This is a genomic window from Nostoc sp. (genome assembly GCF_036917095.1).
Taxonomy (GTDB): domain Bacteria; phylum Cyanobacteriota; class Cyanobacteriia; order Cyanobacteriales; family Nostocaceae; genus Nostoc.
In genome coordinates, this window is the sequence record NZ_JBALFH010000031.1 from 1 (window position 1) to 15,033 (window position 15,033).

At 40.9% G+C, this 15,033-nt stretch carries 15 protein-coding genes and 1 pseudogene; 11 read left to right on the forward strand and 5 right to left on the reverse strand.

Annotated features, from left to right (window positions below; genetic code table 11):
• The 3 genes and pseudogenes from V7L01_RS14785 to V7L01_RS14795 form a co-directional block, all read left to right on the forward strand.
• A pseudogene (locus V7L01_RS14785) lies at nucleotides 1–94 on the forward strand (photosystem II protein D1); the annotation flags it as partial.
• Nucleotides 95–347: 253 nt separating this feature from the next.
• Complete coding sequence (locus V7L01_RS14790) at nucleotides 348–857, forward strand: hypothetical protein (protein ID WP_335035921.1); 510 nt, start codon at nucleotides 348–350, stop codon at nucleotides 855–857.
• Between the two features lie 44 nt (nucleotides 858–901).
• Complete coding sequence (locus tag V7L01_RS14795) at nucleotides 902–1,789, forward strand: hypothetical protein (RefSeq protein ID WP_335035922.1); 888 nt, start codon at nucleotides 902–904, stop codon at nucleotides 1,787–1,789.
• Between the two features lie 89 nt (nucleotides 1,790–1,878).
• Here the strand turns inward: V7L01_RS14795 and V7L01_RS14800 are convergent, their stop codons facing one another.
• The 5 genes from V7L01_RS14800 to V7L01_RS14820 form a co-directional block, all read right to left on the reverse strand.
• Complete coding sequence (locus tag V7L01_RS14800; RefSeq protein WP_335035924.1) at nucleotides 1,879–2,601, reverse strand: hypothetical protein; 723 nt, start codon at nucleotides 2,599–2,601, stop codon at nucleotides 1,879–1,881.
• Nucleotides 2,602–2,889: 288 nt separating this feature from the next.
• Nucleotides 2,890–3,084, reverse strand: a complete 195-nt coding sequence (rpsU, locus tag V7L01_RS14805; protein ID WP_335035926.1) for a 30S ribosomal protein S21 — start codon at nucleotides 3,082–3,084, stop codon at nucleotides 2,890–2,892.
• 128 nt (nucleotides 3,085–3,212) lie between these two features.
• Entirely contained in the window at nucleotides 3,213–3,524 is a 312-nt protein-coding gene (locus V7L01_RS14810; protein ID WP_292717215.1) for an RNA recognition motif domain-containing protein, read from the reverse strand.
• Between the two features lie 393 nt (nucleotides 3,525–3,917).
• Nucleotides 3,918–4,778: a 3'(2'),5'-bisphosphate nucleotidase CysQ family protein gene (locus tag V7L01_RS14815; protein WP_335035928.1), complete on the reverse strand. Its 861-nt coding sequence runs from the start codon at nucleotides 4,776–4,778 to the stop codon at nucleotides 3,918–3,920.
• A 59-nt stretch (nucleotides 4,779–4,837) separates the two neighbouring features.
• Nucleotides 4,838–5,731, reverse strand: coding sequence for a sugar kinase (locus V7L01_RS14820; protein WP_335035930.1), 894 nt, complete (start codon nucleotides 5,729–5,731; stop codon nucleotides 4,838–4,840).
• Nucleotides 5,732–5,991: 260 nt separating this feature from the next.
• On the opposite strand from V7L01_RS14820, the gene V7L01_RS14825 reads away from it, so the two are divergent.
• The 8 genes from V7L01_RS14825 to V7L01_RS14860 all read left to right on the forward strand — a co-directional run bounded on the left by V7L01_RS14825 (nucleotide 5,992) and on the right by V7L01_RS14860 (nucleotide 15,030).
• Nucleotides 5,992–6,759 carry a glycosyltransferase family A protein gene (locus tag V7L01_RS14825; protein ID WP_335035932.1) on the forward strand — a complete coding sequence of 256 codons (768 nt, stop codon included), beginning with the start codon at nucleotides 5,992–5,994 and terminating at the stop codon, nucleotides 6,757–6,759.
• 40 nt (nucleotides 6,760–6,799) lie between these two features.
• Nucleotides 6,800–8,455 carry a hormogonium polysaccharide biosynthesis protein HpsL gene (hpsL, locus tag V7L01_RS14830; protein WP_335036266.1) on the forward strand — a complete coding sequence of 552 codons (1,656 nt, stop codon included), beginning with the start codon at nucleotides 6,800–6,802 and terminating at the stop codon, nucleotides 8,453–8,455.
• Between the two features lie 11 nt (nucleotides 8,456–8,466).
• A complete protein-coding gene (locus V7L01_RS14835) occupies nucleotides 8,467–9,615 on the forward strand; it encodes a glycosyltransferase family 4 protein (RefSeq protein WP_335035934.1) in 1,149 nt (382 codons plus the stop codon).
• 259 nt (nucleotides 9,616–9,874) lie between these two features.
• Nucleotides 9,875–10,855, forward strand: coding sequence for a hormogonium polysaccharide biosynthesis glycosyltransferase HpsN (gene hpsN / locus V7L01_RS14840; RefSeq protein WP_335035936.1), 981 nt, complete (start codon nucleotides 9,875–9,877; stop codon nucleotides 10,853–10,855).
• 59 nt (nucleotides 10,856–10,914) lie between these two features.
• Nucleotides 10,915–12,090, forward strand: a complete 1,176-nt coding sequence (gene hpsO, locus V7L01_RS14845; protein ID WP_335035938.1) for a hormogonium polysaccharide biosynthesis glycosyltransferase HpsO — start codon at nucleotides 10,915–10,917, stop codon at nucleotides 12,088–12,090.
• 83 nt (nucleotides 12,091–12,173) lie between these two features.
• Nucleotides 12,174–13,352, forward strand: a complete 1,179-nt coding sequence (hpsP, locus tag V7L01_RS14850; RefSeq protein WP_335036268.1) for a hormogonium polysaccharide biosynthesis glycosyltransferase HpsP — start codon at nucleotides 12,174–12,176, stop codon at nucleotides 13,350–13,352.
• Nucleotides 13,353–13,690: 338 nt separating this feature from the next.
• A complete protein-coding gene (locus V7L01_RS14855; RefSeq protein ID WP_100900226.1) occupies nucleotides 13,691–14,329 on the forward strand; it encodes a peroxiredoxin in 639 nt (212 codons plus the stop codon).
• Between the two features lie 116 nt (nucleotides 14,330–14,445).
• Nucleotides 14,446–15,030: a Uma2 family endonuclease gene (locus V7L01_RS14860; protein WP_335035941.1), complete on the forward strand. Its 585-nt coding sequence runs from the start codon at nucleotides 14,446–14,448 to the stop codon at nucleotides 15,028–15,030.
• Nucleotides 15,031–15,033 lie beyond the last annotated feature (3 nt).

The window sequence follows — 15,033 nt, forward strand, 5'->3', positions numbered from 1 at the left end:
AATGCACGAGCGTAACGCTCACAACTTCCCCTTAGATTTGGCTGCTGGTGATGTTGCTCCTGTTGCTCTTACCGCTCCTGCTATCAACGGTTAATCAAAATCTGAGATACGCTATTCACGCTTATCTATAACTAAAAGACGCTCTCCCGAAAGGGGGGGCGTTTTTGCATTGGGTGAATTGAGTATGTTAAGCCTTTTTGAAGTACAAAATGATGGGTGTTGCATCAAAACTAGACTGTTATAGTTCAGAACTTAGGCAATAATTATCAAAAAGTAAATTTTACGGGTAATAATTGCTAGCAGCGCAGATAATTGCCTCAAAGCTCAAGTATAAGGAGAAGCCAAAAATGATTTTACACCGTGGGCGTAGGGTAGTGGCTGCTTTGTTGCTGTCGGTGGTACTACTGACAACAGCCTGTAGCCCCAAAACACCTGGACGTTTTGACCAGGTGCAAAAAGAAAGCACTCAACAGAAAAAGGGTCAAGCGGTGGCTAAGACCGCAACTCAGGGTAGCGAATTTAATAAACTTTTCCCTGATGCAGGTGATGGCTACCAGCGTGTCTATACCCAAGAGAAAAAAGGCTTTGCGGAAGCAAAGTTGAAAAAAGGTGGTAAAGAAGTAGCCTTACTGTCTATTTCTGATACCAGCAGTATACCGAGTGCAGCCGCAAAGTTCTCGAAAAGCACCAAAAAAATTGGTGGTTATCCCGCAGTAGAAACTGGTAAGACGCAAACTGCAATTTTGGTAGGTAAGTACCAAGTAAAAGCAATTTCCCGCGATCCGTCATTTACAGCTAGCGATCGCGCAGATTGGCTAGAGAAGTTTAATCTTAACCGTCTCGCTAGCCTGAAATGATTTGTACTAGGAACATTTAGATAACAAAACCTAAGGAGATTTTTGTGAGCAAATCAATTTTTGAGTTGGTCGATCAATTACCAACCGGCGGCTTGACTGTTTCTCTGCTAAAGTCCCTCGATTTTGTTGCTCCCGGTCAGTGGCAAAATACTGTTGGCTTTGTCAATACTATTAAGACTGTCACTGGCGAAGACGACGAAGATTTAATTCAGCAAATTGGCGAAAGAGCGATTTATCTATTCAACGACAAATCCCAAGGATACCAAACAGCCTTGTGGTTATATCAAACCGTTGATGCTACAGATAAAGCCCTTGGTGCAGCAGCTTTAGCTAACAAAGTTGGCGAAAAAATTCCTTTGTTAGGTTTTTTAAACTCTGTCACTCCCAAACCAGATAAAGCCCAAACCATCGATTTGACATTGAAATTAGTGGCTGAGTTGGTAGCCTTCTGCCAAATTAATGGCATTCCTGGAGACAGTATTGGAGATTTTGTCGCCTCTTTAGGTGAGTATAGTGGTGAGTCACTCATCCGCATGGTGGCATTAGTTTGTGTTGATGGTTTAATACCGCTAGGCCCAGACTTCATCAGCAAAGCGATATCTGGACTTAATCAAACAAATCCACAGGAGTTAGAACAAAACTCGACTTTCCAAAGCATCAAAGATGTGATTCCAGGGAACAATGCTGGCAGTAAACTCAACTTTATTGGCGAAAGCTTTGACTCAGTTAAAGGTTGGATGAGTGGGCTAGTTAGCGCGAATAATTTAACCCCACAAAAGGTTGTCCACAACTTGCAAAGTTTTACCAATATTGCTGATGATAAGTTAGACTACCTCGCAGCCTTCCTAGATGTAGCAACAAATTATTATGAACACACTGGCACGCAAACTTTGGCACATCGCTTGATTGAACGGGCGGTGGCTGAGATTTAGGTTGATTGAGACTGAAGAAGAGAATAGGTTACAGGTTACAGGGGACAGATTATTCCCTATTACCTGTAACCTTTACCTTAACCCAATCCCTATTGGGGTAAACGTAAATCTGCTGCGATCGCATATAAGTAAGGTTGAAAAATAGCCAAGTTTTCCAGTTTCTCAAACTTACCTGTTTGCGTACCTGGATCGAATGCAGTGGTAATTACGTAAAGTTTACTGCCATCAAAGGCAACATGACCGATATGTTGCTCTTCTACTCCACCTTGTTGCTTGAGTCCGGCGAATCCATAGCGGATTCCCTGAAGCTTACCAACGGGTACTGGTTGCGGTGGGTAGGCTGAGAAAGTAATCTCTTTTCCATATTTACCCTGACGATCTTTGGCAAAAGCAGCGTAGTGGCCTGCTACCCAAGCCTTGAGTGCTGATAATACCTGGGTTTGGTATTTGGAACTTTGGTAATCCAATTGGGAACGATTGGGAATACCAACTGCTAAGAGTTTCTTCTGGAAATCCTCATTGCTTGCTAATGGGTAAACGTTAATCTCAACTGTACCCAAACGTTTCCCTTTAGAGGAGACACACAACAGAGGTGCATTTCCCTCACAAGCAGCAACTTGCCAGTTAGTGGGAGCAGCAGCACTTCCCAGGATTTTCTGCCAGATATTTCCCTGATTAGGGTTGGGAAGTTTTGCAACGGCAGCAGGTTTTACCACTTTGGGTGGAGAAAATTGGGGGACAAGTAATTTTGCTCCCACCGGTATTGACACCAGCAAAATAGAACCTAGTAATAAATGATAAAGTCGTAACATTTTCCTGAAAATCCAGAGCTAGGGATTGCAGCCTAACGATATCTACAATACTTTATGGGTATACAGGAAGATACATTTATTTGCTACAAGTTCCGCAAATGGAACTCAACAAATTATGTTGCTTTTATATGGTTATATACGGCTAGTAGCGCTGAAAGCAAATACAGCGCTACTACGAACAGTATTGTTTGTTGATGTATCCCTAATTACTTGTGGTTTGCCGGAGGTATGACAACAATGAAGAGATTTTGGCTGGATGTCAAATTGAAAGGCAAATTTTTGGATTTGTTAATTGAAGCGAGAACGTTGTTGACGACGTTGCTTGTGCCTAGCAATTGTTTTACGCTTCTGTTTTTCTATCGGCGTCTCGAAGTGACGCTTTTTTCTCATATCTTGGAAAATTCCTGCTTTAGAAACTTCCCGCTTAAATCTTCTCAAGGCTGATTCAATACCTTCATTCTCCCCTAAAATTACTTGTGTCATTCTCATTCCTCCCTAATTGTGGATGAATAGTTCAAGACTAGATACAAAATAAAATATTCCAGCAGAGAAAGCCAAAGGCTCCAATCTGCTGGAGACTCTAAATGTGAAAGAAATTTTTAGGAATGGACTTAGTAGCGATTATTGTTCCGGCGGGCATTACCGCCACCCCAGTTACCACGAGAAGAGTTACTTCTTTCCTCACGAGGTTTAGCTTTGTTCACTTTCAAATCACGTCCCATCCACTCAGCACCATCAAGTGCATCGATGGCAGCTTGTTCTTGTGTGTCTGATTCCATTTCCACAAAAGCGAACCCACGCGGCCGGCCTGTTTCCCGATCTGTGGGTAGTTGAACGCGATTTACTGTTCCGTATTCTGCAAAAGCCTGCTTTAGGTCCTCTTCTGTAACCTGATAGGACAGGTTTCCGACGTAGATTGACATAGAAATCTCCGAATTCACAGAGTGTAGAGAGTTAAATTCGGAGAGACGGTTTTTAGAAATCAAAACGAGTTACTCAACCGAAAATAATCCTTATGTCCATGAGTTTAACACAGCCTTCAGCCTGTGAATATCGTCTGAAAGTGAATTTTATTGACAAATAAAACCTTTAGGGCAGGTTCCCAGACCTTCCAACGACAGGCTTTTGTTGCTTGTAGTATAAAAGTTATACTTTTAAAAGCAATTCGGAATTAACTAGCGATCGCTCAGGCAGTTAGTGTTTTGAAAATTTAGCTGTGGACTAAGAAGTAAAGATTATTATCGGTAGTGGTGGCAATCATACCATGACTAACTGTCTTAAAAGCAAATTAAAAATATTCATCCTCAAATGCTCCATTAGCTACGATCAAACTGCGCTATAATCCTCTCTGCTTCCTTGCACAGCACCTCGTGATATTCACCGTTACTAGCCAGCAAGCCTCCCCATTGACTGATATCACCGGTGTCATACTGCAACGGAGTACCGTCGAAGTGGGTAAATTTACCGCCAGCTTCTGTTAAAATCAGTTCTGGGGCTGCTATATCCCAGTCTTTGGGCGCAGACTTACCGGAAAGGGAAATGTAGATATCTGCCTGTTGCTCCACAATGGTGGCGATTTTGCAACCAACACTACCCACAGCTTTCTGATTTTGACAGGGTAAGTTTTTTAGTAAGTAATCTAAGCGTTGGTTGCGGTGAGAGCGACTAACAACTAAGGTTAAATCCTCAACTCGTTTACCTGACGACACTTGTAAAGGAACAGATCCATCACGGGTTTCGACAAATGTACCCCCGCCTTTGATCGCGTAATATAATTTTTCTGTCTCTGGTACTGCCACCACTGCTAACACTGGGCGTGTTTCCTTGACTAAAGCAATGTGAACTGCATAGTCGCCAGTTTTTTCGATAAAGTCTCGTGTGCCATCCAAAGGATCGATTATCCATACCCAAGGGTTAGAAGGCTGTGCCCCACGACTTGGCGATTGGTAAGTTTCTTCACTGATGTAAGCAAAATCTTCGTTACCCAAAGCTGCTTGTAGGCTTTGCAAAATGTATTGACTCACAGCTACATCGGCAACGGTAACAGGCTCATTTTGTTTATATTGTATTTCTAAATTAGGGTCTTTGGCAGTGCCGTGGTAATACGATCGCAGTATCTCTGCTGCGCCCCAACCTACCTCACGAGCGATCGCTAATATTTCTTGAAAGTCTTTCATTAATTTGCCCTAATTTAAAAATATGTATAACCTGAGTAGAGACGCACCTCTGTGCGCCCCTAGTTTAAATCCATCCAGCGTCGGGTACCAAAAAATTTACAGGAATCAGCAGCAATATTAGCTGCCAGTGCCAGTGCATCAGTAAAACTTTCCCTTAAAATGCGATCGCAGAAAGCACCGTGGAAAATATCTCCAGCCCCTAATGTATCAACCGCTTGAATCTGCGGCACATCTACGATACCAGTTTTAGTGCAACTCAAGTATTCAATTGGTTTTTGTCCGTGGCTAATGGCGATGTGAGGAATGTCAAATCTGCCCAGATAGGCAAAAACGTCTTCTCCAGTCTGGCAGTTTGGGGGATAAAAATTAGCCGAACAGATAGCGTAATCTACAAAGGGTAAAATTTGCTCAAATCCAGGCTTCCAACTTCCACCATCAATTACTACTGGGATATTTTTCGCTTTTGCCATTTGGGCTATGGAATAACTAACCGCCATTTGATGTCCATCAATCAGTACTATATCGACATTTTGCAAAATATCTGGCGGGATAGATGCGCTGCTGGCTTGAGTTTTGACAGCATTGATGGAAACCACAGCTCGTTCGCCCGTGGCTTGGGTAACAATGATTGAGGAGACAGGCGGTGCTAAATCAGTGGTAGGCTCAAGGTCTGCGATCGCAACTTTGTAATTTGCCAAATCTCCTCGAATTAGCTGTGTCATAGGGTGAGAACCCACCACACCCAAGACTGTAGCTTGATTACCTAAATGGCTGAAAGTTACAGCCGCGTTTGTAGCTGGCCCCCCTGCCGCTACAGTATAGTCAGTAGCGACAATCTTTTGATTGTTCTTAGGGGCGGAGTCAGCAAGATAAATCAAATCTAAGGTTACTAAACCTACAAATAACCCACGATACGATTTGGGATTTGGGATTTGGGATTTTAGATTAGTCATTTTTCATATGTGTTCGTATAGGCGTATAAATGATTATTTTTAACTCTTAATATCATATTTGGATAATTAGTTATCATTTCCACAGTCATTGCACCCCATATGCCAGTTGCTTTAACTGGAACAACCCCCGTAATGCACTGGCTTACCTTTAGCACGTACCTATTTTTATTTTCGCGCGTCTTGATAGAGAATTGGTATCAGTCGGAACGTGTTATTATTTACTTCGACAATATTCTTCGCTATTTGTTAGATATAATACAGTGCTTGTTTTTGTTATCCCACTCAAAAGTGCACGAGTTTCCAATTCCTGGGAACGTGTTACACAATTATTTGAAAGATGCATTAAATCAGTTTGTAATCAAACCTCACCTAACTTTCGCGTTATTGTTGTTTGCCACGAAAAGCCAAAAATAGAATTCACTCATCCTCATATCACATACATTTCAGTTGATTTTTCCCCTCCGAATGAGACTAACCCTGTAGCTAAAGGAGACACAGATAAAGGGCGTAAAATATTAAAAGGATTGATTTATGCTCAGAAATTTTCTCCCACTCACACTATGACAGTTGATGCTGACGATTGTGTAAGTCAAAAATTAGCCAAATTTATTCAACAACATCCAGATTCTCATGGATGGTTTATAAATAAAGGTTATAAATATCAGGAAGGCAGTAATTACATATATATTAAAAGAAGCAATTTTTATAAAATGTGCGGTAGTTGTAATATTATTCGCTATGATTTGAATGATTTGCCAGAGACCGCAGAATACAATCGTGGTTATGGATACTATAGATATTATATAGACCATGCCAAAGTCAGAGATATTTTAAAGAACAAAGCAAAAGCTATTAGATCGTTACCATTTCCAGGTGCGGTTTATATTTTGGAAACAGGAGAAAACCTTTTTGATAATTCAAAAAGATTAAGATTTAGCATTTTTAATCGCAAATTATTAAATCAATCAGTTATAGATGAATTCGGATTGTACGACTTACAGCAATCCAAAGAAATTTGTCAACTATAATAGATTTGATTTTCTGTGGCTGATAGGCTACAGCACCACCATGCCAAAATTCAAGTCAAAATCTCAGCAATCTAAAAAATCGAAAAAGCAGGCTAAAAAGGAAACTTCTACCCTTAGCCTCAAAGAACAGTTAGCCCAAAAGCGCAAAGCAGCTCAAGCACGTAAAGAACTCACCAGCTTACTTAGCACCGCCACCTTTGGCGGTCTCTTCGTTGGCGTTCTGCTTTTTTTCATAGCTGGAATTAAAGCAGCAGCCCCTGGTGTCTTGGGGATAATCATCATATCCCTTTCCTACAAATACCCCCGTCAAGCGCTATATGCCTTCATCATTTACGTGCCTATTGGGGGTACTATCACTTACTACCTCGGTAATAGTCCCATACTGCAATTAGCTAAAGATGCCTTTTATGTTCCAGCCCTAATTGGGCTTTGGCAGACTTGCCGTAAACAGGGGCTACCCCTAATTATTCCCCAAGGCATTAAAATCCCACTTTATATTGTTTTGGGTTGCAGTATACTAACCCTGTTGTTTGTTAATGGTGGTCAGCAGTTTAACCCGCCTAGCGTGGGATTATTACAAAAAGCAGAGAAAGAAATACCCTTAGGTATGGGAATTCTAGGACTAAAAGTATTTTTAGGCTATGTCCCCCTCCTTGGTTGTGCTTACTATTTAATTCGCGATAAGCGGGATTTTCTATTTTTATCGCGCCTCCAGATTGTCCTCACGCTGATTTGCTGCGTGTTGGGATTTATTCAATACCTATTACTACTAACTGGTGTATGTCATGGCACTAGAGGTCTTGAAGGAAATGCCCTATTTGTCACATCACTAGAAGCCCGATGTTATTTTGGTGGAGCGCTCTTATATAGCCCCGAAGAAGGAGTCATTCGCCTACCAGGGACATTTGTAGCTCCTTGGCAGTGGTCATGGTTCTTAATTTCCAGCACCTTTTTTACCTTTGCTACCGGCTTCGCTGACCCTTTGCCACTATGGCGACTGGTCGGTTTAGGTTCTTTAGTCGCAGTCTTTATCAATGCTGTAATTTCTGGGCAAAGAATCGCCTTAGCTTTAGTACCAACCTGCTTCGGGATTTTGCTATTGCTCACTGGTCAAATTGGCAACCTTAAACGGTTTATACCCATAGGGGTAGGACTTGCTTTCGTTCTGGGAATAGCAATGGTGGCTAACCCTGCTGTCGTGCAAGAGAGAACCGAGAGTTTTACCAGTCGCTGGGACGCATCACCACCTCAAGATTTTATCGTCCAGCAATTTGAAGAGAATTGGAAAAACGTAGACGGGCCGCTGGGAAGTGGCTTAGGTCGAGCAACTAACTCTGCCCGTGTAATGGGTAAAACTAAGCTAGTGGAAACCTACTATCCCAAAGTACTTTTTGAAGTTGGAATTGTTGGAGTACTAGCTTTTCTGAGTTTGGTCACTAGTTTAACAATTATTGGCTTTAAAACCTATCGATCCATAAAGAACCGTAATTTCCGCAGTTACGGAGCAGCTTTATGGGTGTTTATATTGTTTATTAGCTACAACACCTACTACTATCCTCTGGATGTCGACCCGGTTGCTGTCTATTATTGGTTTTTTGCAGGAGTTCTTTTTAAATTGCCAGAACTGGAGAAACAAGATAAGGAAGATGCCAACCCTGACCAAAAAAACAAGAAAAAACGTCTAAAAACAATTTAAATGCAATAAAAATGGCAAAAGTTATCATAGGAGGTCAAAAACACCTCAGCATTCCAAATCTACCTCGCAATTCTCGGCATACACTCATCCGCCCGAAGCCTTTTCCCGCAGGCAGATATCCTATAGAAAAAGTTTGGTATCCTTTAGGCAGCTTTATGGCGTGGCAGCCTGTATGGGAAAGATACCAAGCTATTCATTCTTTCAACAGAATTTTATATACAAACAAACCTTGGTTTCTCACCTTTGAGGATCATCGTGTTTTATATAGAAATCCTCAAAATCAAGGGGAAGCTGCAATTTATGAATTGTTAAATAATCGATTAGCGCTCGAAAATTGCCAAAAACTTATAGCTATCTCAGATTATGCCAAGTTGAGATTAATTAAGCGGATAGAAGGTTGGAAGATAGAAAAAAAAGTAAGTAATAAGTTGGAAGTTATTCATCCAAACTTTCCAGTCAGGGTTAATCAATCGAAACTTTATCAGGAACAACAAAATCTCCAGCTTATATTTATCGGAAATCACTTTGCCCGCAAAGGTGGAGTGGTTGCTTTAAGACTTGCCAAGAAAGCTGAAAAATTAGGTTTACCTATTACTGTACATATAATTTCGGAACTGGGACATGGCCCAGGAGTGCCGACGGATTTCCCCGATCGCACCAAATATGTAGAGGATTTAAAATTACTCGATCTCAATAACGTTGTCTTCCATAAAAATCTTCCTAATGACAAAGTTCTTGAGTTATTATCACAAAGTCATTTTCAATTGATGGCAACATTGCATGATACTTATGGCTATAGTATCATCGAAGGTTTTTCAGTTGCCACTCCTGCAATTACGACAAATGTATGTGCCTTACCAGAATTTATTCGTCATGGGGAAAATGGCTATATTTTAGAATTACCAATTAATGAAATTAGACACTGGAGTAATTGGCTGCACGGAGAAAAAACTAAAACTAATGAATATTGGGAAATTTTGAATAGCACCTATGACTATTTGGCAGAGCAAGCATTGCAACAGATCGTCCAATTTCTTGATAGAACGGATAAACGAGAACATTATGAATTTTTAAGTGCAGGAGCATTAGCTCAAGCGCAAATTGTGCATAACTCCGAAAAGCAAAATGAGTTCTTTGATAATCTTTATGCAGCAGCTTAAACAATTGACTAAATATGAATTATAACTTTTTAGGTTATGCGTAAAAACCAACAAATAACTAACCAGCGAGCCAGCTTCCCTAGTAGAGAACGGGAAAATTTAAAGCCTCTTCTCTACAAAGGGATAGGTTTGGAGAGAGGGTTTTCAGTACCCATGAAAAATCAAAATGCAAATTAAAGCATTGGTAGCTTACTGAATTTAATTAAAATTAATTTTTACAAAGCTATCATCAAACTAGAAAAATTACTTAATAAAAACCATGAATAATTATCCTTTAATTTCTGTAGTTATCCCGACCTATGGTAGAGAGGAAGCGCTACGGGATAGCATTGTGGATGTCTTAAAACAGGACTATCCAAATTTTGAAGTTTTAGTTGTAGACCAAACCCCAAAACACCAACCAGAAATTCAAGCCTATCTAGAAGAGATGGCGGAGGCAGGCAAAATTAAATGGTTGCGCTTAGATTGGGCGAGTTTGCCAGGAGCGCGGAATTATGCTGTCCGGCGGTCTGCTGGTGAAATAATATTATTTATTGATGATGATGTTCAGCTAACCCCTGGATTGTTAGCAGCCCATGCGAAAAATTATTTGCAAAACCCAGAAGTGGGGGCTGTAGCCGGACGGGTATTTGACAGAATGAAATTGGGTGATTCTGGAGGAGATTTAGAGATTGAATATCTGCCTCCTCAAGCTATGGACCCCGGAATTGCTTGGTATCATATTGATTTAGTACATACCATCAAAGCCCAGCAAGTACTGACAGCAAGGGGTTGTAATATGTCTTTTCGCCGCGAAATCTTTACTAAGTACGGGCTGAGGTTTGATGAGAGGTTTGGCGGTAGTGCAGTGCGCGAAGAGTCAGATTTTTGTTTGCGCGTGCGCCAGACAGGGTATAAGATTTGGTACGACCCAGAAGCCCATTTGGTGCATTTAGGCGAAGAAACAGGGGGTTGTCATGATATTAGTATGCGATCGCTGAAATATCAACTCACCTTTTACCACAACCATTTCTTACTGGGGCTGAAAAACCTTACCGTTACTCAAGCTTTACGCTTATACGGCCGTTTATTTGACTGCCACGTCCTGGGACGCCCACCTTGCCATAAAAGCGGTTCCCCCATCAAAATTGCCACTCGCGCTATTTTCTACATTTTGGGTTTTTTCAAAGCTTTGGGTACTGTCATCCAATCAATATGGAACGATGGTCAAATTTACAGTCGATTGGATGAACAAGTTTAGCTATTAGTCATTTGTCATTGGTCATTAGTCATTAGTGAATAACAAAGAATAAATGAAAAATGAGAATTTTAGTTGCTAGTCACACTTATATCGTAGACCTCAACTGTGAAAAATTACGCGCTTTATCTCAGTTAGAACCGGGAGTTGAAGTCACAGTTGTAGTACCAAAGCGCTGGAAACCAGGTGGCGTGCAAAACAGAATTATTGAAACTGAATACCGTGATGAAGGCACATTTAGAATAGTTCCTGTTTCTAATTTTAGTCAAAATCACCAGGGACTCCTTACCTTTGGTGCTGATTTAATATCTTTGTTAAAGCAATTTCGTCCCCAAATCATCCAGGTAGAACAAGGATCTAGAGCATTAGCTTATACTCAAATGATTGCCTTAAATAAGCTATTAGGACTCAAGGCAAAAAACGTATTTTTTACTTGGTGGAATCTTCCATATGAACTTAAACCACCAATTTCTTTGTTAGAAAAATATAACCTCAACCACAGCCACGGCATTATTTCTGGCAATCAAGATGGAGCAGAAGTTTTACGACAACGGGGATATCAAGGGTCAATTAAAGTCATGCCGCAACTGGGCATAGATGAAAGTCTATTTACTCCCAAAGCCCAACCAGACTTAGCAGCTAAGTTAGGCATTGAAAAAGGAGATTTTGTTGTAGGTTTTGTGGGACGTTTTGTGCAAGAGAAGGGTTTGTTAACACTTTTACAAGCCTTAATCGCCTTGAAAAATAAACCTTGGAAATTACTCCTACTGGGACGGGGAGAGTTGCAAAGTGAGTTAATCAAAATAGCGGCAGAAAACAATATTAAAGAACGGTTAATTTTGGTAGAAAGTGTCCCTCATGATGAGGTGACAAACTATATCAATTTAATGAGTACTTTAGTACTACCTTCAGAAACAACTTATAAGTTTAAAACTTTAACTTCTGTTGGCTGGAAAGAACAATTTGGTCATGTGCTAATTGAGGCAATGGCTTGCCAAGTACCTGTAATTGGTTCTGATTCTGGTGAAATCCCCTATGTAATTGGCGATGCTGGTTTAGTATTTCCCGAAGGTGATGCTCAAGCCCTTGCTAATTGCTTAGTTCGATTAATGGATAAACCAGATTTTGCTCACACTCTCGGTGAGATGGGTTATCAAAAAGCAATGATTCAATATACAAATAAAGCTTTAGCAAAACAGCAATTAGAGTTTTATCAAGAATTAGTTAATAGTTATTAGTCATTGGTCATTAGTGAATAACAAAGTACATAGACGCGGCAGCGGCTTCCCGCAGGGTAGGACAAATGACAAATGACAAAAAAATGAAAATATTACAAATTGTCCCCTCAATTTCTTTGATTTACGGCGGCCCAAGCCAAATGGTACTAGGGCTAGCTCCAGCATTGGTAAAAGAGGGAGTAGAAGTTACAATTCTCACAACTGATAGTAATGGCGATAATGGTCAAACACCTCTAGATGTTCCTTTAAATTGCCCAATTAAACAAGATGGCTATGAAATAATTTACTTTCGTTGTGCTCCTTTTCGTCGCTATAAATTTTCTTTAGATTTATTAAACTGGTTAAAACGTCATGCTCACGAGTTTGACATCGCACATATTCATGCTCTATTCTCCCCAATAATTAGTGCTGCTGCTATTGTGTGTCGTCAGCAAAAATTACCTTATATTTTCCGTCCTTTGGGTACTCTCGATCCGGCTGATTTACAGAAAAAAAAGCAATTAAAACAGCTTTATGTCGCAATTATAGAACGTCAAAATTTAGCTGGTGCGGCGGCTATTCATTTTACCAGCGCTCAAGAGGCTAAAATATCAGAACGGTTTGGAGTCTCTACGCCAGATTTGGTGATTCCCTTGGGTGTAATCCCCCCTCAATCACCCCTTAAAAATGTATGTAGTCAGTTAGAAATACCAAAGGATGTACCATTAGTGCTGTTTATGTCACGAATTGACCCGAAAAAAGGGTTAAATTTGTTGATTCCGGCACTAGAAAAACTATTAGGGGTTGGTTATAAGTTTCATTTTGTTTTAGCTGGAACAAATCCCCAAGATCCAGATTACGAACAAAAGATAATATCCCAAATTCAAAATTCACCACTGCGATCGCACACTACAATTACTGGCTTTGTCACTGGTGAACTCAAAGTTAGTTTACTACAAGCTGCTGATTTATTTGTTTTGCCTTCCTACTACGAAAATTTTGGGATTGCTGTAGCTGAAGCGATGGTTGCAGGTGTACCCGTAATCATTTCTGACCAAGTGCATATTTGTCAACAGATACGTGATAGTGAGTCGGGTTGGGTGGGTGCAACAGATGTCCAAGCGCTGGTAGAGTTACTGCAAGAAGCTTTGCAAAATCCCACAGAACGCCAACGACGGGGATTAAACGCCCAAAAATATGCCTTGGAAAATTTTAGCTGGGATGCGATCGCTAGGCAAACAATCCAAGCCTACCAGAAAATTCTGACGAACAAATTAAGTTAACTCAACGCAGACAATAGCAGTTTTTGCCAAATAGGCGCTAGAACTGCTTTGACAACCATATCCGCAATCGCAAAACCAATCCCAATTAACATATACAGCAGCTTGCTTTTTAAGTGAAGTACAAAATGCAGGACTCACGAATCAGATATTAAAAGTTTCTGCCTCCTGCCTCATCTAGTCCCTTTTACTAATTTTTACCTGCCTTTCGTCCCTTATCCAAGAGTGGTGACAACCTAAAATTTTGTTTCAAACCGCTAAAGCCCGATTGGGGAATGCGGGTTTTATGGGATGATAGCATACTAGAACACATATGCTTTTCTAACTACAGGGAATCTCACATGGCTCTCCGTCTAGGTGACACAGTACCCAACTTTACGCAAGCCTCAACACACGGCGACATCGATTTTTACCAATGGGCAGGTGACAGCTGGGTTGTGCTGTTTTCTCACCCTGCTGATTTTACACCTGTTTGCACAACCGAATTAGGCACAGTTGCCAAGCTAAAACCAGAGTTTGACAAACGCAATGTCAAAGCGATCGCACTTAGCGTTGATGATGTAGAATCCCACAAAGGCTGGGTGGGAGACATCGAAGAAACTCAAAGCACCACCCTCAACTACCCAATTTTGGCAGATGCGGATCGCAAGGTTTCTGAACTTTACGACATGATTCATCCGAATGCTAATGCATCTGTGACGGTGCGATCGGTTTTTGTGATCGATCCCAACAAGAAACTCCGTCTCTCTTTCACCTACCCTCCCAGCACGGGACGCAACTTTGATGAACTGTTGCGGGTGATTGATTCTCTGCAATTGACTGATAATTATAGCGTGGCGACACCAGCTGACTGGAAAGATGGAGAGGATGTTGTAATTGTCCCCTCGCTGAAAGATCCAGAAGTACTCAAAGAGAAATTCCCCAAAGGTTATGAGGAAATCAAACCCTATCTGCGGATGACTCCTCAGCCTAACAAGTAAATCTGAAAATGATTTCGGATAAAAAAGCAAAGACGCCAAGATATAACTTTGCGTCTTTGTTTTTTGCGTGAGAATATAGTCAGTGGGCTAGGCATCCGAACCTGGAGGAAATCCCGATGTTTTCATCTCCTTTGGTTTTACAAATTCCGTCATCAATGCAAATGACAGACGAACAATTTTTTGAATTCTGTCAGGTGAATCGTGACTTACGCATTGAGCGAAATAAATTTGGAGAAATATCAATTATGCCACCTACTGGTGGGACAACAGGCAACCGTGGAGGCAACATCTTTGGACAGCTGTGGGTGTGGTCGGAACAAGATGGTTCAGGTATAACTTTTGACTCTAGTACCGGATTTAAGCTATCAACAGGTGCAAACAGCTCGCCAGACGCTTCCTGGATTAAACTACAACGGTGGAATACTCTGTCTCCAAAACAACAAGAAAGATTTGTCCCCATTTGTCCAGATTTTGTAGTCGAACTCAAATCTCCCAGTGACAACCTCCAGACTTTGAAGGAAAAAATGGAGGAATATATGAATGAGCCAGGAATACAGTTAGGCTGGTTGATTGACCGTAAGCAGCGTAAAGTTTATATTTATCGTCCTGGATTGTCAGAGGAATGTTTAGATAATCCTACTACCGTTAGCAATGAGTCGGTATTACCTGGGTTTATTTTGAATATGAGTAAAGTTTGGTAGAGA